This window comes from Bradyrhizobium sp. 61 (assembly GCF_023073075.1).
Classification (GTDB): domain Bacteria; phylum Pseudomonadota; class Alphaproteobacteria; order Rhizobiales; family Xanthobacteraceae; genus Bradyrhizobium; species Bradyrhizobium barranii.
In genome coordinates this window covers 17,115-37,496 of the sequence record NZ_JADPIU010000082.1, presented here as the reverse complement: position 1 = coordinate 37,496, position 20,382 = coordinate 17,115, and the positions used below count along the sequence as shown (strand labels likewise).

Here is a 20,382-nt window from a genome sequence, read left to right as displayed (position 1 = left end):
TCGCGTTACAGATCGAAGAACGCGAGTTGCGTTGCGTCGCGCCGCTCGATGCCATCGGTCAGCGTCTTCAGCGCGACGTCAAAACCCGGCTGCTGCTGCTCCAGCTCCCACGCGCCGTCATGGTCCCATTGAAAGCACTGGCCATAGCGTTCGCCGGGCTCGACATGGAGCAGCAGGCAGCGGCTGAGCTGCGACGGCTCGGCAACCGGCACCAGATGTTTCAGCGAGACGCCGTATTCCTGACGGAAATAGGCGCAGGCCTCTTCGAGCTCGTCCTCGGAATGGGCAATGAAGTCCAGGACATTGCGAAGCTGCGTGGCGAGTTCATCAGGCGCATAGAAGCGAAGCTCGGAGGATGATTCAGGCAGCCGCACCAGCAATTCGGTCTCGCCGCGCGTCAGCAGGAAATTGCGGTAGTCATCGGAGAGCCGGACGCCGAGCGCCTGCTCCGCTTTGCTCACGTCCGCTTCGCTCGCCGGCGTACCGGGTTTCCAGCGCCAGCCTTTGCTTGATGTTCCCGCCTTGCGCTGGGCCTCGTAGTCCTCATAGCCCGGAAACGCCATGATGTCCTCATAGCCGCCGAACCGCGACCATTGAAAGGCGTCGTCAAAGGCTTCTTCGCGCCGCTCGGGAAAATAGCCGCAGAGCAGCTCGGCGCGCTTGAGGATGCGCGTGTGGTTCGGGGCGGTCTTGCAAAGATGCTCGATCGTCTTCAGTGATGCCTCGGGATTGTCGGCCTGAAGATAGACGTCGCTCAACAATTCCAGGATGCGCCCCTCGAGGTCGTTCTCATAGATGGACCACGCATAATGCGGCTGCCCGGCAGCGCGCCGCGCAACGAGCGTATCGCGCGCCTGTTCGGCAAAGCGCACCGCCTGTGCGAGATCTTCACCGGCGACCTTGCCGCGGCGAGCGGCGTGCCAGAGATACAACGGCTCATGTTCGGCCGGCGTGCCCTTGAGCGCGTCGAGCTGCGCGGCCTGCTCGGCCATCGGCGCGCTGAGCGCCAGGATCATCAGCTCATCGAGCCCCTTCTGCCAGTCCGGCTTGGCTCGCGGATTGGGCCCGAGGTCGCGCAGCGTGTAGTTGGTATGGTCCGTCTCGACATAGCCGGCCGCGACCAGCTTGGCGACATGGCGACGGAAAGCCGCTGCGGCGCCGGCGATATCAGGAAATTCCTTGCGCAGGAATTCGTTCGCGTCGGGATCGCCCTTCCAGTTCATGTGAACGCCGATCACCATGGGATCACTGCCCGGGACCAGCATCAATTCGCGATCGTCATCGCCGGGCGCGCGGTGGAAGAACTTTGCCAGATACATGCGACCCTCCGAACGCGCCGCCGGGATCGGGGCGCCACGTCTCAGTCGCAGTTTCAGGGAAACCGGTTCATGCCGGCAGGCAAGAGCGTTTTCGAGCGAAGTGGATACCGGTTCGCGTGAAGAAAACGCGTCTAAAACAACGATCAGCGCCTTTTCAGGCCCTTATCCACCATGCGCCAGACCAGCAGGTCGATGCGGTCCTGGCCGAAGAACGGCTCGTTCTCGAACACGAAGGTCGGCACGCCCCAATGACCGGAGGCGGCATGGTCCTTCTCGTTCTCGGTGATCACCCGCTCGTAGCGATCGGGGTCGGCACTGATCGCTTCATCCATCGCGGCGAGATCGAAGCCGGCCGCTTCAGTGGCGCGCGCGAGGTGATCGCCTTCGTTCCAGCCCGCCACCGAGCCGTCCCACAGCACGCGCGCGATCGCATCGGTGAATGCGAGCGAGCGGCCTTCGAGCTGCGCCATCGCGCCCAGCCGGGTCAGGCGGTGGATGTAGGGCTGCTCGGCCGCAACATCGAACGTCGTCTTGTCCTGCACGATCGGATCGGGTCTCGGAAAGCGGAACGGGATGCCCTCGTGCTGCGCCACGCGCGTGCTGTCGAGCACCACATAGCGAATGAAGTTCGGACTGGCCTTCTTGAAGAAGCCGGGCACGCGGACGGCGAGCGGATAGACCGGCCGCAAATTCACCGCGAGATCGTACTCTTCGACGAGCTTGAGCGTCTTCGGCAGCGCCAGATAGCTGAAAGGACTGCGGTAGGAGTAGAAGAGATCGACGGACAGGGTCATTGCACCGGCTCCATGATCCCGATCATCCCGCCAGTCTGCGCGTCAGCATGCGGAAGCGCAAGATCAGGAGGCCGGCATAGACGAACGTGCCGGTCGAGAACCCGATCCAGACGCCGACCGCGCCGAGCCCGGCATTGAAGGCCAGCACCCAGGCGATGGGAAAGGCGACGCACCAATAGCCGATCGCCGCGAACAGCAACGTCATCCTGGTATCGTTGATGCCGCGCAGCGCGCCGGCCATGATGGTCTGGAGGCCGTCGGCGATGAAGAAGGTCGCGCCGACCAGCAGCAGGGTCGCGGTCAGCTCGACGGTTGCCGCGCTGGCCTCGCTGCTCCCGAAGAACAGCCGTCCGAGCTCATAGCGGCCGAGGATGATGGCAACGGTCAGGGCCGAGACCAGCGCTACGCCAAGCACCGCCGCGACGAGGCCCGCGCGCCTCACCGCGGCCGGGTCATCGCGGCCGAAAGCATGGCCGACGCGGACCGTCGCCGCCATGCCGATGCCAAGTGGGACCATGAACAGCACGGCCGTGACCTGGAGCGCGATCTGGTGCGCGGCAAGGGCCGTGGTCGAAATCAATCCCATCAGCAGCGCGGCGGACGAGAACAGGCCATATTCCAGCAGCAGGGAAAACGAGATCGGTGCGCCGACCGCGATGAGCTGGCGCATCAGGGGCCAGTCGATCCGCCACAAATGGGCGAGCGGGCGGTAGGCCGCGAACGGCTTTCGCCATGCGGCGATGGCGAGCACGGCGAGGAAGGTGCCGAGATTGACGAGCGTGGTCGCGAGCCCCGCGCCGAACAGGCCGAGCTCCGGCAGGCCGAACAGGCCGTGGATCAGGCAATAGACCAGCGCCGCGTTGGCGGGGATCGCTGCAACGGTGATCCACAGCGGCGGCTGCGGCCGGTTCACCGCGCTCATCATGCTGCGCAACGCGATGAAGCCGAGCGCCGGCGCGATGCCCCAGGCCAACCCGTTCAGATAGCGCTGCGCGAGCGCGGCCGATTGCGGCGCCTGTCCGAGCGCCAGCAGGATGCGCTCGCCATAGAGCGGCGAGGCCATCATCGGCAGCGAGATCAGGAGTGCGACCCACAGGCCGGCGCGCAGCGAGCGGCGGATGCGCTTGACGTCGCCGGCGCCGAACGCCTGCGCGGCCAGCGGCGATACCGCGGCCATCAATCCGAGCCCGAAGGTGAAGCTGACGAAATAGACCGTGTGCGCCAGCGCGGCGGCCGCGACCGCATCCTCGCCGAGCCGTCCGATCAGCGCGAGATCGGTCGTGATCATCGCGATCTGCCCGAGCTGCGTCAGCATCATCGGCACGGCCAGCCGCAGCGTCTCGACGAACTCTTCGGCGAGATGGTTTTGCGGCACGCCGGCTTGCGGCCGCGGACGAGGCTGGACGGTGTCGAGCATGGCGGTTGCAATAGCACAGCCGCACGTCGAAAACATGGCCCCGAGTGCGAGATGCTTCTTCACCCTCTCCCCTTGTGGGAGAGGGTGGCTCGCCGCGCAGCGGCGAGACGGGTGAGGGGTATGTCTCCGCGAATTCAAATCAGAGTGGATTCGCGGAGACATACCCCTCATCCGGCGCTTCGCGCCACCTTCTCCCACAAGGGAAGAAGGGAAGAGGAGCCCTCAGCCTTTCCTCTCAGGCACGCGCCTGATCTTCGCGCCGAGCGCGTTCAGGCGTTCGTCGATGCGCTCATAGCCGCGCTCGATCTGGTCGGCGTTGTTGATCGTGGAGGTGCCCTCGGCGCAGACCGCGGCGAGCAGCATCGCCATGCCGGCGCGGATGTCGGGCGAGATCATCGATGCGCCACGCAGGCGGCTGGGGCCGGCGATGATGGCGCGATGAGGATCACAGAGAACAATTCGCGCGCCCATGGCGATCAGCTTGTCGACGAAGAACATCCGCGATTCGAACATCTTCTCGAACATCAGGATCACGCCGTCGCACTGCGTGGCGGTGACGATCGCGATCGACATCAGATCGGCCGGGAAGGCCGGCCAGGGCTGATCTTCCAGCTTCGGCACGTGACCGCCGAAATCGTCCTGGATCTTCAGCGTCTGATTCGAGGGCACGATGAGATCGTCACCCTCGATGCGGCAGACGATGCCGAGCCGCTCGAATCCCATGCGGATCGAACGCAGATGCTCGACGCCGGCGCGCACGATGCGAAGCGGGGAGCGTGTGACGGCCGCAAGCCCGATCAGCGAGCCGACTTCGATATGGTCGGGCTGGATCCGGTAGGTCGTGGCGCCCAGCGTCGCCGGTCCATGCACGATCATGGTGTTGGTGCCGATGCCCTCGATTCGCGCGCCGAGCGCGACCAGGAAATTGGCGAGGTCCTGCACATGCGGCTCGGAGGCCGCGTTGCGCAAATGGGTGATGCCGTCGGCGGCGACCGCCGCGACCAGCGCGTTCTCGGTTGCGGTGACGCTCGGCTCGTCCAGAAACACGTCGGCACCGGCGAGCTTTGCCGCGCGGAATTCGAGCCGGTCGGTGGCGGTGACCTTGGCGCCCAGTTGTTCGAGCGCGAGCACATGGGTGTCCAGCCGACGGCGGCCGATGACGTCGCCGCCGGGCGGCGGCAGCATCACTTCGCCGCAGCGGGCGAGCAGGGGGCCGGCGAGCAGGATCGAGGCGCGGATGCGGACGCAGAGCTCGGGGTCGAGGTCGGCGGCGCGGATGCTCTTGGCGTGGATGTGCAGCGTGTTGCGGGCGGTCCATTCCGCCGCCGCGCCGACCGAGCGGATCAGCTCGACCAGCGTCTCGGTGTCGCGGATCCGCGGCACGTTCTCCAGCGTCACCGGATGCTCGGTGAGCAGGGCGGCGGCGATGATCGGCAGCGCCGAATTCTTGTTGCCGGACGGCTCGATCGAGCCCGAGAGCCGGTGACCGCCCTCGACAATGTACTGGATGGGCGCCACGGGGTTCTCGCTGTCTAAATGGGGGTGGGGCTGTTTCGGGCGGAAACTACAGAGATTTGAGCGCGGGAGCAATTGCGGCGGCCGCAGTTGGTGGCCCCGAGGAGGCTGCCAACTCCTCATGGTGAGGAGCGCGGAACGCGCGTCTCGAACCATGAAGGCCCGGATATCTCGCCCGCAGCCATCCTTCGAGACGCCCGCTATCGCGGGCTCCTCAGGATGAGGTCCGGAGCTTGTGGCGCGGCAGGCCACCCATCAAAGCAGCCCGATGATATTCGCGACCACATACAGGATCGCGATCAGGATCAGCGCGCCGATCATGACGAAGGAAATCTCGATCGCGATGGCGCCGGTGCCGAGGATGGCGGCCACGGCAGCAAGAAGCCGCTCCTCCCGAAAGATCAGCGCGAGGACCGAGAGCAGGATGGCGAGCAGACCGAGCGAGATCGCGGTGGCCGAAGCGGTTTCGCTCCAGCTGCGCCCAGCCGATTTCTCGACCTTCGGCGCCTGATACTCCACGCCCTTCACGCGCGCGATCACGCGGTCCTTGATGCGATGGCCGGTGTCGACGATGACCTGGTCCGCCGGGGGCGGCGGGAACACCATCGGCACCACCCAGTGCGGCAACACAGCCGCCATCAGCGCCAGCACGCCGACAATGCTGCCGATGATGCCGAGACGGCGGGAAGGGAGGGCGGAACTGGTGGTCGCAGAGCTGGTCATGCGTGGCGCATCCCGGACGGAATTGGCCTTACGGGTTCATGCCACTTCGTCGCGATGGTGGGGGGTGAGGTTCAGGGGGGGCGCACGAGCGCCGCGACAGCTCGGCCTCGTGGTTCGAGACGCGCCGCAAGCGGCGCTCCTCACCATGAGGGTTTAGAGCTGCGCCGCGAAGCCAGACCTCATCCTGAGGAGCCCGCGAAGCGGGCGTCTCGAAGGATGGCTGCAGGGGAGCGCTCGCCAATCCGGGCTTACGCCGCGCCTCAGATATCGATCGTCGCGCTCAGCGAGTGTTCCTGGATGAAGTCGCGGCGCGGCTCGACCACGTCGCCCATCAGCTTGGTGAAGATGTCGTCGGCCTCGTCGACCTCCTTGACCTTCACCTGCAGCAGCGAGCGCGCATCGGTGTCCAGCGTCGTTTCCCAGAGCTGCTCCGGGTTCATCTCGCCCAGACCTTTGTAGCGCTGCAGCGTGATGCCCTTGCGGCCGGCGTCGGTGACCGCTTCGAACAGGTCGACCGGGCCGTAGACCATGTGCTCGATGTCCTTGCGCCGCAGCTTGCCAGGGCGGGCATAAACGTCCTGGAGCTTCACGGTGTATTCGTCGAGCTTGCGGGCTTCGACCGAGCCCAGGAAGGCGGCGTCGATGACGGCGGCTTCCTTGACGCCGCGCACGGTGCGCTCGAACTGGAAGCCCTGGCCTTCCACGTACTGGCCGACCCAGCCGCGCTCGACCTCCTCGGCCTGGTTGTCCAGCCGTCCCGCGATGTATTGTGCCGCTGCGGCGGCTTTCTCGGGATCGCCGTAGATCGCCTTGTTGAGCACGCCGGTGATCGCGGCCTGCTCGATCACCTTGCGATTGTAGCGGCTGTGCAGATTGCGCAGGACGCTGCGGACGGTGCGGGCGTCGTCGACCAGCGAGCGCAAATCGCGGCCGGTGCGATCACCGCCGACGCCGGGAATGAAGACGCAGTCGTCGAGGCCTGTGTCGATCAGATAATCCTCGAGCGCCCGCTCGTCCTTCAGATACTGCTCGGACTTGCCGCGGCTGACCTTATAGAGCGGCGGCTGTGCGATATAGAGGTAGCCGCCGTCGATGATGTCGCGCATCTGCCGGTAGAAGAAGGTCAGCAGCAGCGTGCGGATGTGGGCGCCGTCGACGTCGGCGTCCGTCATCACGATGATCTTGTGATAGCGCAGCTTCTCGATCGAGAATTCGTCGCTGATGCCGGTGCCGAGCGCGGTGATCAGCGTACCGATCTGCTCGCTGCCCAGCATCTTGTCGGGGCGGACGCGCTCGACGTTGAGGATCTTGCCGCGCAGCGGCAGTACCGCCTGGAATTCGCGGTTGCGGCCCTGCTTGGCGCTGCCGCCTGCCGAGTCGCCCTCGACGATGAAGAGTTCGGACTTCGCCGGATCCTTTTCCTGGCAGTCGGCGAGCTTGCCGGGCAGCGAGGAGACCGACAGCGGGCTCTTGCGCGTCAGCTCGCGCGCCTTTCGTGCGGCTTCACGCGCCGCGGCGGCCTGGATCACCTTGCCGACGATCATCTTGGCTTCCGAGGGATGCTCCTCGAACCAGGCCTGGAGCGCCTCGTTGAGGACGTTCTCGACCACGGGACGCACTTCCGAGGACACCAGCTTGTCCTTGGTCTGCGACGAGAATTTCGGATCGGGCACCTTCACCGAGAGAACGGCGGTGAGGCCTTCACGGCAGTCGTCGCCGGTCAGCGCGATCTTTTCCTTCTTGGCGTTGGCCTCGGCATAGCCGTTGACCTGGCGCGTCAGCGCGCCGCGGAACCCGGCCAGATGGGTGCCGCCGTCTCGCTGCGGGATGTTGTTGGTGAAGCACAGCACGTTCTCGTGGTAGCTGTCGTTCCACCACAGTGCGGCCTCGACGCCGATGCCGTTGGCCTCCGCGCGCACCATGATCGGCGCCGGCACGATCGCCTTCTTGTTGCGGTCGAGATATTTGACGAATTCCTCGACGCCGCCGGAATAGTGCATCTCCTCGCGCTTCTCGACCGCGTGGCGCATGTCGGAGAGGGCGATGTTGACGCCGGAATTGAGGAAGGCGAGCTCGCGCAGCCGGTGCTCCAGCGTCGCGAAATCATATTCGATGTTTTTGAAGGTTTCCGTCGAGGCCTGGAACGTCACCTCGGTGCCGCGCTTGCCCGGCGCGTCGCCGACCACCACCAGCGGTGCGACCGCATCGCCATGGGCGAACTCGATGTAGTGCTCCTTGTTGTCGCGCCAGATGCGCAAGCCGAGCTTGCTCGACAGCGCGTTGACGACGGAGACGCCGACGCCGTGCAGGCCGCCGGAGACCTTGTAGGAATTCTGGTCGAACTTTCCGCCGGCATGGAGCTGGGTCATGATGACCTCGGCCGCGGAGATGCCTTCGCCCTTGTGGATGTCGACGGGAATGCCGCGGCCGTCGTCGCGCACCGTGACGGAATTGTCGGCATTGAGCACGACGTCGACGCGCGTGGCGTGGCCCGCGAGCGCCTCGTCGATCGCGTTGTCGACGACCTCGTAGACCATGTGGTGCAGGCCGGAGCCGTCGTCGGTGTCGCCGATATACATGCCCGGGCGCTTGCGGACGGCGTCGAGACCCTTGAGCACGCGGATCGATTCCGCCCCGTAATCGCTTGGATTTGAGGGCTCGTTTTCGGCAGGCGTCTGCCGAGCAGGTTCTGTCATGAGAGGCCTTCGAGATGTCGCCCGAATCAGCCGCGCAAAAGGCGCTGATTTGCAGGCTATTTGTGCCATGAAAGACCGCTTGCGCCTAGCGCAAAGTATCCTCCGGCAACCCTTTGACGAAATAGGGATTTTTTGCCGGTTTTCAAGGCTCTCGAAGGCCGATTCTGGGGCTTGCGAAAAGGGCGATTCGAGGCCCTGTTTTTGGCTCTTGAAGGGGTGGATTTTGCGGGGCGGAGAAGCGCGTTCCCAGGCGCCGTGGCGCCTATGAACAGGCCACTGGGTTCAGTAGATCTGATCCGGCTTCTTGTCGTCGTCGCCCAAGCTGAGGGACCAGGCCTCGCCTGAGGCCACGGTGATGGTATCGGTACGCACCGGATAGCCCGACACGACCAGCTTGTAGGAATACGTACCGGGCGGCAGATCCAGCATTTGCGGGTGATTGACGCCGCCCGCGATCTGGATGGTCTGATCGTTGATCGTGAGCGAAGCCACGTCCGGCACGAGATAGCCAAATATCAGCCTTGCTTGTCCTGCTATCGGCAGGAAATTGGCCTTGGCCACGGCCTCCGTATTCCGTTGCACCAGGTCGACTGTGGTCTCGTCCTTCGCGCGGCCGAGCTTCAGGGTGGCCGGCCCCTTCGGGGAGACAAAGGCGAGCTGAGCGTGATCGGCGGCAACCACAGTGCCCTCAGGCCTTTCCTCCCAGCCGCGCTTTGCGAGCTCCGTGCGGTAGAAGGCGAGCACATCGCTGAGCTGGGCCGGCACATGGGCTTCGAGCCCGACCCGCAGCGGGATTTCGATGCCGGTCACATGGGTCGTGTTGGAGCTGGAGACGTTGTGTTGCTTCGGCACCGGCATCTCGGCGTCTGGATCCGCCGGTGTGAGTGCGGCCGAAGTTTGCGGTGACGGGTGCGGCAGCCATCCGCCGGCGCCTGCGGCGACCAGGCCGCCCGCGAGAAGAGCGAGGCCGCACGCGAACAGCCGCCATCGTGCCGGGACCTTCGTTCTGCGCCTCACCGTCGTCATGCCGCTCTCCAGGGATGTCGCGCGTTGTAGTTTTCGCGCGATGCAGCGGCTGCGACACAGTCGCCGCCGCCTTCGGACGACTAGTCGCCCCACCAACCGGACAGGTTCAACCTGGCCGTTACAGGCACAGGCGGCGGGATCAATACATCTGGAGCGGCAGCACGTCGCCGCTTGGGCCCACGAGGAGGCCCCAGGCGTCGCCGGCGGCTACGGTCAGGGTCTCGTTGCGAGTGGGCTGCCCGGGCAGGCGCAGCGCGTACTGGTACTTGCCGGGCGGTAGATCCAGCATCGGGCCTTTCGGCGATTGCGGGCCGCCGGCACCGGCAACGCATCCAGCGCGCCAAATGAAGGATCCACTGCCGGCACTCCCTTCTATACGCGATGATATTTCGCGCAGGCTTTCGAAGCGGATCCCGCCGAACGATTTCCTAGCGAAGAAGGATGAGTCGTGGCGTTGGGGCCGACTTGAATCGCCACGACTTGTCGCGCTCAGTCCCTCGCTCTTTCGAGTGCGTGTCGAATGACCTTTTGCTCATCCTCCGTCATCTGCGTCGCGCCAAGCTTGAAGGTCAGCTTGTCGATCTTGCCGGTGAAACGGAAGGGCAGCTTATAGCTGTCGTCCACCGTCGTGCGGGTGTCGCTGCCGATGTCAAACGTTTCGTCGATGGCCATAAGAAACGGAATCGTGTGCGGGATCGTCTTTGCGGCCACCAGCTTGCCATCGGCCGTCAGTACACCGGTGCCACCCTTGCCCGGGCCGGGTCCGTTGTACTTGAAGTCGAATACAATGGTGTGCTTGCCCGGCTTGAGCGCATCGGTAAACAGGTCGCGACCGCCAATGCCGCCTTCCCAGCGGTACCGTTCTAGATCGAGCAAGTTGTATACGAAGACCGGCTTGCCTTTGAGCAGGTAGAGGGCGTATCCGCCAAAGCGACCGCCTAGAGTTGCGATCATTCCTTCCGCGCCGCCCTTAGGAACGGTAACCTCGGCCGTGATCGTGTAATCCTTATTGAGAAGGCTCGGAGCGTTGGCGTCAGGGATGCCAGCGTTCTCACCAGAATATGTGAAAACGGTTCGTCCGGCGGTCGCGCTTGGGCGCGGTGTCACAATGCGGGGCAGGACCGAGTTGTCCAGCGGAAAGACCTGGTATTTCGCCGCCTCCGACAGGAACAACGCTTGCAACTCCTTGAGCTTGTCGGGATTCTTGGCTGCGAGGTCATTGGCCTGCGAGTAATCCTCGGCGATGTTGTAAAGCTCCCACTTGTATTCATTGATCCCCGGCAGCTTGGCGGTGCCCAGAAGCCAGGGAGGCGCAGGCGGCGTCGTACATGCATACCAACCATCGTGATAGATGCCGCGGTTCGCGAACATCTCGAAATACTGCGTGTCGCGCTTTGACGGCGCGTTGGCGTTAGCTTGGTCGAACGTATAGGCCATGCTGACGCCCTCGATGGGCCTTTGCTTGATGCCATTGACGGTGTCGGGAGCTTGAATGCCGGTGGCTTCAAGAATCGTCGGCACGATGTCGATCATGTGATGGAATTGGCTGCGGATGCCGCCGACGTCCTTGATGTGGCCGGGCCATGAGATGGCCATGCCTTGCCGGGTGCCGCCGAAGTGCGATGCCACCTGCTTGGTCCATTTGAACGGGGTATCGAAGGCCCACGACCACGCCACCGACATATGCGGGTAGGTCTTGTCGGAGCCCCAATCCTCGTAATGGAGCATCAGTTCGGTTTCGGGCAGTTTCAGAATGCCGTTGTAGGCGGTCATCTGGTTCGGCGTGCCCTCGAGCGTGCCTTCGGCGCTGGTGCCATTGTCGCCGCTGATGTAGATGATCAGGGTGTTGTCGAGTTTGCCCATGTCCTCGACCGCCTGGATGACGCGGCCGATTTCGTAGTCGGTATAGGCCGCATAGCCGGCAAACACCTCGGCTTCGCGCGCGTACAATTTCTTCTGGATGAACGAGAGCGAGTCCCACTTCGGCAGCGTATCCGGCCAGGCGGTGAGCTGGGTGTTCGCCGGGATAACCCCGAGCTTCTTCTGGTTGGCGAAGATCTGCTCGCGCAGCTTCTCCCAACCCATGTCGAACTTGCCCTTGAACTTCTCGCTCCATTCCTTCTTCGGCTGATGTGGCGAATGGGTGCCGCCGGGCACGTAGTAGACGAAGAACGGCTTCTCGGGCGCCGCCGCGTTCAGTCCGTTCATGTAGTTGATGGCGTCATCCGCCATGTCGGTGATGAGGTTGTAGCCGGTCTTGCCGACCCATGGAAAAACCTGGCTCGTGTTGCGGAAAAGGTAAGGCGTCCACTGGTCGGTCTCGCCGCCCATGAAGCCGTAGAAATATTCGAATCCCATTCCGACCGGCCATTGGTCGAACGGCCCGGCCGAGCTGTACAGATAGGTTGGGGTGTTATGGTTTTTGCCGAACCACGAGGTGGCAAATCCGTTATCCCGCAGAATGGTCCCGATCGTCGCACTTTCCTGGCCGATGACGGAATCGTAGCCCGGATAGCCGGTGGACATTTCACCGATCACGCCAAACCCGACCGAGTGGTGGTTGCGGCCGGTGATCAGCGCTGCCCGCGTCGGCGAGCAGAGCGCTGTCGAGTGAAACTGCGTGTAACGCAGGCCCGCCTTGGCGATGCGATCCATGTTCGGGGTCGGGACCACCCCACCGAAGGTGCCGGTCACGCCATAACCCTGGTCGTCGGTCATGATCAGCAGCACGTTCGGCGCGCCTTTGGGCGGCACAACGGACGGTGGCCAGTATGGCTTGGAGTCCGTGGCATCTTCCTTGATCACGCCTTCGAACTTCGGAGGTTCAGGTGGAAGCTGCTTGCCATCGATGGTTGTCGTGGCGCTCGGCGAACCCGGCGTGCCGGTGGTTTGCTGCGCGAGGCTGGTCGTCTCCAGCGCGCACAGCATAAAAGCGACGGTCAGTGCGGTGCCGCAAAGCAGCAAGTTGCGGTGGTTTAGTAAGCGGCTTTCTGGCTTTGAGCTATCGTCAACGTGACGGGTACGCGTCATTGGAAGCTCCCTCTTGGAGACGTCAGAACCCTGTTGACGCCTATTCGGGACGCGATGCCGCAACGCTCCGTTGATCTAGATCAACTTTCCGCCCACGGGTCCGAAACGCCGGCTGCGCGTGGGCGCACCTGCTTCGTCGCACCTCAATACATTTGCAGCGGAAGCACGTCGCCGCTTGGCCCCACCAGGAGGCCCCAGGCATCGCCGGCGGCAACGGTGAGGGTGTCGGTGCGGGCGGGCTGACCGGGCATACGCAGCGCGTACTGGTACTTGCCGGGCGGCAGGTCGAGCATCGGGCCCTTCGGTGATTGCGGGCCGCCGGCGCCGGCCGCGATCTTGATGGTCTGCTTGTTGATCGTCAGCGACGCCTCCTTCGGCCCGATGTTGCCGAGCATCAGCCTGGCCTGGCCCGCCTTGGGCATGATGTCGGCCTTGGCCGCGGCCTGCGGATTCCGCTGCACCAGGCTGACCGTTGTCTCCTCCCTGGCGCGGCCGAGCTTCAGCATGGCCGGACCTTCCGGCGAGGTGAACGCCAGCTCCGCTCGATCGGCGGTGACCGTTGCGCCGTCAGTCTTTTCCTGCCAGCCGCGCTTGGTGAGCTCTGCGCGATAGAAGGCGAGGACATCTGAGAGCTCAGCCGGAATGCTGGCTTCAAGCTCCTTGCGGAACGACTGGTCGCTTCCGGGGAATTTCGTCGAGCTGATCCCGCTTGAGCTGCGCTGCGTCGGCACCGGCAGGGCGGAATCGGGATCGGGCTTCAGCGGCTCGGTCGATTTGGCTTGGATCGGCTTTGCTTCTGCCGATTTGGCCTCAACCGGCTTCGCCGCAGCCACCATGAGGCCCGATCCGGTGGCGCTGACATTCACCTTGGGGCCCATCTGCATCACGGTCATCGAGATCGATTTGCCGGCCTTGGAGAATTCCATCACCGCCATGTTGGGCTGGTTGATGACGGAGGGTTGCTCTTTCCAGCCCGCGTTCTTCAGCGATGCGCGGTAGAAGCTGCCGAGCGCCTTCACGCTCGACGTGGAAGAGAATTCGAGCCGGCCGTCGCCGCCTTCGAACGTCACGCCTTCGGCGGTCTCGGGCAGCGGCACCGGTGTCTTGCTGTCGGCGAGCGCATTGAGCGGCGCATCGGAGAGTCCGGCGGCCTGCACCTTGCGCCGCGCCTCGTCGGCGGCGATCATCTTCTGTGCGGCTGCTGCGGCATCGCTGAAGAACTTGTCGTCGGCCTCCTTCTTCGCCTTGGCGCGGGCGGCAAGCGCGGAGTCCTTCACCTGCGCGGTCAGGCTGACCATGGTGAAATCGTATTTGCGGCCGAGCCGCAGCACGCCGGTTTCCTCGGCGTTGGAGATCTTGATCGCGACCTCGTCGCCGGGCGCGAGCGGCGCGCTGCCATCTTCCTGCCAGCCGCGCGCGGCGAGCTCGCGGTGATAGAAGGCCAGCACGGCGGGCAGCTCGGCCATCGCGGCGGCCGACATCTCGCGCTTGTTGGAGCTTGCGCTGCCGAGGCCCCTGGCCGTCTTGGTCGGATTCGGCCGCGGCAGGCCGGCCAGATCGTCATCGGCCTTGAGCTCGCTGGGCAGGGCGAAGGGCGCGACGCGGATATCGACATTGGTACGGCCGTCGTCGCGGCGCGTCAGCGTCAGCATGACCGGCTTCTGCTGGTAGAAGCCGGTGTCCTTGCTGTCAGGGTGCGCGTAGAAGGCGCGCAGGCCGTTGGGAACGGCTTCATCCAGGCTGGTCGTCCAGCGCGCGGCGGTTTCCGGCGTGAGTTTTTGCCAGCCGATCGTGGCCATCTGGCTGGCGTAGAAATCCGACGTCGCATCGAGCGCGCTGGGCGCGATGCAGCCGAGATAGGGCCGGGTCCCATCGAACATGATGTCGCTCGCGCCGTCCGGAAACGGCACATTCCCGTAGATCCGGTCGGTCGTGTAGTAGACCACGGATTGATCGGGCCGGCCGAGGGCCTGCGTGAAGTGAACCGAAAGGCCCAGCCGTCCCTTCTTGAAGTTCAGCGTGGTGCTCTTCTCCTCCAGCGGCCGCACATAGGGCACCCAGCCGTCGGCGCTCAGGAGTTTCTTCACCGCCGGCGACGTCACGGCTTCCGGCGTCGGTATGCGGTATTCGACGCGGTAGGGATCGGGGCGCGAGGTGTCTTCCACCGCGCCCTCGAGCTGCGGCAGCGCATGGACGTCGACGATGCCTCCGTCGGCGGCGGCCGCGATCGAGCAGCTCGCCATCAGGACAAGGCCGCAGGCAAGCAGCTGCCATCGTGCCGGGACTTGGGTCCCGCGCGGGATCATCGACATCGTCACGTCTCCAGGATATCGCGCACGGCTCAGGCGTGCGCATTTGCAGCCTGCGACACCGTCGGCGCGGCCTCAGACGAGAAGTCGCGGCAGAAACCCGTGAGGTTCAATACAGCAGGAGCGGCGACCATGCCTCTCCGTCGCGCCCGACCGTAAGCTCCCAGGTATCGCCGGCGGCGAAGTTGAGGATGTTCGTCGTGGCTGGATGGCCCGGCACGCTCACCTCGTAGGAATATCTGCCGGGCTGCAGATCCAGCGAAACCGCGTAGGCGCCGGCGGCGTGCTTGATGGTCCGGTCGTTGATCGTGAGCGTGGCTTCCGTTTCGCTGATATTGGAGAACACCAGCTTCGCCTGGCCGGGCTCGGGCATCACGTTCGCATTGGCCGCGACAGATGCGTTCTTCTGCACGAGATTGACGGCGGTGCTGGCGTCCTTGCGGTCGAGCGCCAGCATGCCAGGTCCGAGCGGGGAGGCGAAGGCGAGCTGGACGTGATCGGCGGAGACCACCGCGCCATCGCGCTGCTCCTGCCAGCCGAGCTTGCTGAGCTCGGTGCGGTAGAAAGCGAGGACGTCGCTGAGCTCGGCGGGCACGGTGGCCTCCAGCCTTGTGCGGAGCGGCGTTTCAATGCCCTTGACGACGGTGGTGTGCGTTCCTCGGTAGCTGTAACGGGTCGGCGCGGGCAGCTTGGCAGCGGGGTCCGGCGTGAGCGCCGACGCGAACAGCGGCGACAGATGCGGCACCCAGGCGCTGGCGCTTGCTGCGAGCATGCAGACCGCGAGCAAGAGCAGGCCGCACGCAAAGGCCAGCCATTGAGCCGGGACTCGCGCCCCGGTCCTTACCGTCCGCATCTCATTCTCCAGGGTTTTCGCGCGTGATGTCATTTGCGCGCTGGCGAAGGCCGTGACAGGCATCGCCGCGGCCTCAAAGGCTAGTCGCGATTGCAAACGGCCGGGTTCAACGGCGCGGTCTAGCGCCGGGCAGAGACACGTCCGCTCTCGACGTCAAAGACGTCGCCGCCTGCGCCAATGTCGGCGAAGGCGGCGGGGTCGGCGCCGGTCAGCCACACCTGCGCGCCGAGCTTGCGCAGCTCCTCGAACAGCGCCGCGCGCCGGTTCGGATCGAGATGCGCGACGACCTCGTCGAGCAGCAGCAGCGGCACGATGCCGGTCATCTCAGCGACCAGGCTCGCATGCGCCAGCACGAGGCCAATCAGCAGCGCCTTCTGCTCGCCGGTCGAGGCATCGCGCGCCGGCATGCTTTTCGGCGCATAGATCACCTGGAGATCGGTGAGGTGCGGGCCGTCGGTGGTGCGGCCGGCGATGGCATCGCGCGGGCGGTTGTCGCGCAGGATCTGGCGGTAGCGGTCCTCGACCGACGTCGCGGTCTCGTTGAGCAGCGCGTTCTCCATCCAGCCATCCAGCGCGATTTGCGCGGACGGAAAGGCGGATGCCTGCGCGCGGGCGTTGAGCATGCCGGTCAGCCGCGCTGCGGTCTGGCCGCGCGTTGCGGCGACCGCGACCGCAAGCTCTGCGGTCTCGCGCTCGATCGCATCACACCAATGGTCGTCGTAATTGCGCGTCTCGAGCAGGCGGTTGCGCGAGCGCAGGGAGCGTTCGAGCGCGGAGATGCGGCTGGAATGCTCGCTGTCGATGGCCAGCACCAGGCGGTCGAAGAAGCGCCGCCGCTCGGAGGCCGCGCCCATGAACAGCCCGTCCATCGCCGGCGTCAGCCACACCATGCGGATATGGTCGCCGAAGGCGGTGGCCGAATTGACCGGCTCGCGGTCGATGCGGCAGCGCCGGCTGACTGCGGCGTCCGCGCGTGGCGCGTCGATGCCGGTGCCGAGCGTGGCGAGCCCCAGCGCGCCCTCGACCTGCGCGGACACGGCCCAGGAGCCGTCGCCCTGGTTGTCGGCGACATCTTCCAGTGTGGCGCGCCGCAAGCCGCGGCCTGGCGACAGGAACGAGATCGCCTCGATGCAATTGGTCTTGCCGGCCCCGTTCGGCCCGACCAGCGCCACCATGTCAGCCGCCGTCTCGAGCCCCGCCGCCCGGTAATTGCGAAAATGCGTCAGCGTCAGGCGTTGAATGCGGGAGGGGGTCATCAGTTCTTCGTCATGGACGCGATTCTTCCCCTCCCCCCTTGTGGGGGAGGGTGGCGCCTCACGAAGTGAGGCGACGGGTGAGGGGTATCTTACCGCCCGGCAAGCTTTGCAAGGATGTCTTCCAACACAGAAGTGGGTTGCTGCAGCACGTCATTGTTCCAGTAGCGCGCTATGGCGAAACCTTCGGCGGACAAGGCCGCGTCACGAGCTGCGTCGCTTTCTGATTCGGCATGTTGGCTTCCGTCAATCTCGATCACGAGTCTTTTCTCGAAACAGACAAAGTCGAGAATGTAGTTCTTGAACGGCTCCTGTCGGCGAAACTTGAATGTGGAGAGCCGACGATCCCTCAGCAAGCGCCACATTGCCCTTTCGGCGTCAGTCGGCTCGTGCCTCATCTTCCTTGCAAATTGGCGGAGAGGCGGGGAAGTCGGTCGATGGGACGGGTCTCGTGGCACCAACCCCTCACCCAAGTGAGTTTGCGTCAAACACCGGTGCAGCCCTCTCCCACAAGGGGAGAGGGCGCAGTAACGTGCATCGCGCTTGGGTCTAACGGCAGTGTGCGCTGGCGAGGGAACACGTCCCTCACACCCGCATCGGCATCAGCACGTAAAGCGCGCTCTTGTCGTCCTTGTCCTGCACCAGCGTCGGCGAGCCGGGGTCGGCGAGCTTCAGCGTGGCGACGTCGCCTTCGATCTGGGCGGCGATGTCGAGGAGGTAGCGCGAGTTGAAGCCGATATCGAGGGCGTCGGAGGCGTATTCGACTTCGAGCTCTTCGGTCGCGCTGCCGGAATCAGGGTTGGTGACTGACAGCACCAGCTTGCCCGGCGACAGCGAGAGCTTCACGGCCCGGCCGCGCTCGCTGGAGATGGTGGAGACGCGGTCGACCGCGTTCTCGAAATCCTTCTTGTCGACGACGAGTTCCTTGTCGTTGCCCTGCGGGATCACGCGGCCATAGTCGGGGAAGGTGCCGTCGATCAGCTTCGAGGTCAGCACCACATTGCCGATGGTGAAGCGGATCTTTGCCTGCGACAGCTCGATCGTGACTTCGGCCTCGTTGTCCTCGATCAGGCGCTGCACCTCGCCGACGGTTTTCCGCGGCACGATCACGCCGGGCATGCCGTCGGCGCCCTTGGGCTGGACCAGGTCGAGCTGGGCGAGGCGGTGGCCGTCGGTGGCAACGCCGCGCAGGGTGGCGGCCGTGGCCGTGCCCGCGGCGTGGAGATAGATGCCGTTGAGATAATAGCGCGTCTCTTCGGTCGAGATCGCGAACTGGGTGCGGTCGATCAGCCGCTTGACGTCCTTGGCGGCGAGCGAGAACGAGTGCGACATGTCGCCGGCGGCAAGATCCGGGAAATCATTCTCCGGCAGGGTCTGCAGCGTGAAGCGCGAGCGGCCGGCGCGGATCGCCAGCACGGCGCGGTCGCCGTCGGCCTCCAGCACGATCTGCGAGCCATCAGGCAGCTTGCGCACGATGTCGTAGAACATGTGCGCCGGCACGGTGGTGGAGCCCGCGGTCGCGGTTTCGGCCGGGAGCGTCTCCGTCACCTCGAGGTCGAGGTCGGTCGCCTTCAGCGACAATTTCGCGTTCTCGGCGCGGACCAGCACGTTGCCGAGGATCGGAATGGTGTTGCGGCGCTCGACCACGCGGTGGACATGACCCAGCGATTTCAGGAGTTGCGCGCGTTCGACCGTAACCTTCATTGCACTACTCGCCCGATCCCCAAGGAAACACAACGTTGGAAAAGCCGGGCGGCGGGACGCGCGCCACGGCATCGAAGACCCCGAAAAGCCGGATCATCCAGCCGATATGACCAAAGCCGTCAGGGTCGCGCAAGGTGGCGCGGAAAGCCATCCGTTTCAAGGGATTGCGGGGTGGTTCCCCACGATTTACAGCCCAAAAGGAGGGCGGCCGTCCCGACAAACGAACACCGCCGCCCAGGCATGGCCGGGGCGGCGGGAGAATGGCAGGAGCCTTAGGCGTTTATTCCTGAAGCTGGCGCTTCAGCGACTCGACTTCCTCGGACAGCGCCGTGTCCTTGTTGACCAGCGCCTCGATCTTGCGCACGGCGTGCAGCACCGTGGTGTGGTCGCGCCCGCCGAAGCGGCGGCCGATCTCGGGCAGCGAGCGCAGGGTCAGCGTCTTGGCGAGATACATCGCCACCTGGCGCGGACGGACCACGTTGGCGGTGCGGCGCGAGGACAGGAGGTCGGAACGGCTGACATTATACTGTCGCGCCACCACGCGCTGGATGTCCTCGATCTTGATCCGCTTCGGCTCCTGCGGCCGGACCAGATCGCGCACCTCGCGCTCGGCCATCTCCAGCGTCACCGGCTGGTTGTTCAGCTTCGAATGCGCGAGAAGCCGGTTGATCGCGCCTTCGAGGTCGCGGCCGTTATGGGTGATGGTGCGCGCCAGATAGAGCAGCACCTCCTCCGGTACGTCGAAGGTGGCGTGATGGGCGCGGGCCGCCGCGACGCGCGACTTCAGGATGCCATGCCGCAGTTCTTCGCCGAGCGAGCCCATCTCGACCACGAGACCGCCGGCGAGGCGCGAGCGCACGCGATCGTCGAGGCTTTCGAGGTCGGACGGCGGACGGTCGGCCGCGATCACGACCTGGCGGCCGGCATCGATCAGCGCGTTCAGCGTGTGACAGAATTCGGCTTGGGTCGACTTGCCCTGGAGGAACTGGAGGTCGTCGATCACGAGCACGTCGATGCCGCGCAGCGCTTCCTTGAAGGCGAGCGCCGTCTGCGTCTTCAGCGCAGCGACGAAGCCGTACATGAATTTTTCAGCCGTGAGATACAGCACCTTGCGCTCGTTGCCGGAATTGCCGGCCCAGGTCACGGCCTGGAGCAGATGCGTCTTGCCGAGGCCAACGCCCGCATGGATGTAGAGCGGGTTGAACATGACGGGATCGCCGCGACGCCCTTCGGCGACCTGACGTGCCGCCGCATGCGCCAGCGTGTTGGAGCGGCCGACGACGAAGCTTGCAAAGGTCAGGCGCGGATCGAGCGGCGAGCCGCCGAGCGCGTCATGATTTGCGGAGACCGGCGCAGTCGCCGTCGAGCGCAGTTCCGGCGCGGGCGCGCGGCGTGTTTCGACCGGCGCAGGCGTCTCCTTCTGCTGCACGACCGGGCGTACCGCGGAGCGAACGGTGAGATCGATGCGATGCACTTCCGGCGCCTCGGCCTGCCAGCACGACAGTACGCGCTCGGCATAATGCGCCTGAATCCAGCTCTTCAGGAAGCGCGTCGGCACCGAGAGCCGCACGCTCTCCTCCTGCACGCCTTCCAGATCCATACGGGCGAACCAGCTCGTATAGACGTCTTCGCCTACGTTCGAGCGCAGCCGACTCTTCACGCGTGACCAGCGATCCTGTTCCGATGTGTTCATCGTCAAAAAACTTCTATTGAGAGATAAAGTTGCGTTGTGAGTGCCATGAA

The 20,382-nt window shown here is 64.9% G+C and carries 15 protein-coding genes; all 15 read right to left on the bottom strand.

Annotated elements, in window-relative coordinates; translation table 11 throughout:
* Positions 1-5: 5 nt before the first annotated feature.
* A complete protein-coding gene (locus IVB46_RS31110) occupies positions 6-1,319 on the bottom strand; it encodes an SMI1/KNR4 family protein (RefSeq protein WP_247305920.1) in 1,314 nt (437 codons plus the stop codon).
* A 143-nt stretch (positions 1,320-1,462) separates the two neighbouring features.
* The gene (locus IVB46_RS31105) at positions 1,463-2,113 is read right to left on the bottom strand and encodes a 2-hydroxychromene-2-carboxylate isomerase (protein ID WP_247305918.1); all 651 of its coding nucleotides are present in this window, start codon (positions 2,111-2,113) and stop codon (positions 1,463-1,465) included.
* A 22-nt stretch (positions 2,114-2,135) separates the two neighbouring features.
* Positions 2,136-3,530 carry an MATE family efflux transporter gene (locus IVB46_RS31100; RefSeq protein ID WP_247305916.1) on the bottom strand — a complete coding sequence of 465 codons (1,395 nt, stop codon included), beginning with the start codon at positions 3,528-3,530 and terminating at the stop codon, positions 2,136-2,138.
* Positions 3,531-3,752: 222 nt separating this feature from the next.
* The gene (murA, locus tag IVB46_RS31095) at positions 3,753-5,048 is read right to left on the bottom strand and encodes a UDP-N-acetylglucosamine 1-carboxyvinyltransferase (RefSeq protein ID WP_247305913.1); all 1,296 of its coding nucleotides are present in this window, start codon (positions 5,046-5,048) and stop codon (positions 3,753-3,755) included.
* Between the two features lie 252 nt (positions 5,049-5,300).
* Complete coding sequence (locus IVB46_RS31090; RefSeq protein ID WP_247305893.1) at positions 5,301-5,768, bottom strand: hypothetical protein; 468 nt, start codon at positions 5,766-5,768, stop codon at positions 5,301-5,303.
* A gap of 260 nt (positions 5,769-6,028) precedes the next feature.
* Positions 6,029-8,464 carry a DNA topoisomerase (ATP-hydrolyzing) subunit B gene (gene gyrB / locus IVB46_RS31085; protein WP_247305888.1) on the bottom strand — a complete coding sequence of 812 codons (2,436 nt, stop codon included), beginning with the start codon at positions 8,462-8,464 and terminating at the stop codon, positions 6,029-6,031.
* A gap of 282 nt (positions 8,465-8,746) precedes the next feature.
* Positions 8,747-9,490, bottom strand: coding sequence for a hypothetical protein (locus IVB46_RS31080; RefSeq protein WP_247305885.1), 744 nt, complete (start codon positions 9,488-9,490; stop codon positions 8,747-8,749).
* A gap of 139 nt (positions 9,491-9,629) precedes the next feature.
* Positions 9,630-9,779, bottom strand: coding sequence for a hypothetical protein (locus IVB46_RS31075; RefSeq protein WP_247305880.1), 150 nt, complete (start codon positions 9,777-9,779; stop codon positions 9,630-9,632).
* Positions 9,780-9,979: 200 nt separating this feature from the next.
* On the bottom strand, positions 9,980-12,418 hold the full coding sequence (locus IVB46_RS31070; RefSeq protein ID WP_247306920.1) for an arylsulfatase: 2,439 nt from the start codon (positions 12,416-12,418) through the stop codon (positions 9,980-9,982).
* A 245-nt stretch (positions 12,419-12,663) separates the two neighbouring features.
* Positions 12,664-14,832, bottom strand: a complete 2,169-nt coding sequence (locus IVB46_RS31065; protein ID WP_247305863.1) for a hypothetical protein — start codon at positions 14,830-14,832, stop codon at positions 12,664-12,666.
* Between the two features lie 106 nt (positions 14,833-14,938).
* Complete coding sequence (locus tag IVB46_RS31060) at positions 14,939-15,682, bottom strand: hypothetical protein (protein WP_247305861.1); 744 nt, start codon at positions 15,680-15,682, stop codon at positions 14,939-14,941.
* Positions 15,683-15,801: 119 nt separating this feature from the next.
* The gene (recF, locus tag IVB46_RS31055; RefSeq protein ID WP_166066146.1) at positions 15,802-16,938 is read right to left on the bottom strand and encodes a DNA replication/repair protein RecF; all 1,137 of its coding nucleotides are present in this window, start codon (positions 16,936-16,938) and stop codon (positions 15,802-15,804) included.
* An 89-nt stretch (positions 16,939-17,027) separates the two neighbouring features.
* Positions 17,028-17,393: a DUF559 domain-containing protein gene (locus IVB46_RS31050; protein WP_166066147.1), complete on the bottom strand. Its 366-nt coding sequence runs from the start codon at positions 17,391-17,393 to the stop codon at positions 17,028-17,030.
* Between the two features lie 127 nt (positions 17,394-17,520).
* Entirely contained in the window at positions 17,521-18,639 is a 1,119-nt protein-coding gene (gene dnaN, locus IVB46_RS31045; RefSeq protein ID WP_014491013.1) for a DNA polymerase III subunit beta, read from the bottom strand.
* A 280-nt stretch (positions 18,640-18,919) separates the two neighbouring features.
* On the bottom strand, positions 18,920-20,332 hold the full coding sequence (dnaA, locus tag IVB46_RS31040) for a chromosomal replication initiator protein DnaA (RefSeq protein WP_063980098.1): 1,413 nt from the start codon (positions 20,330-20,332) through the stop codon (positions 18,920-18,922).
* Between the last annotated feature and the right edge of the window lie 50 nt (positions 20,333-20,382).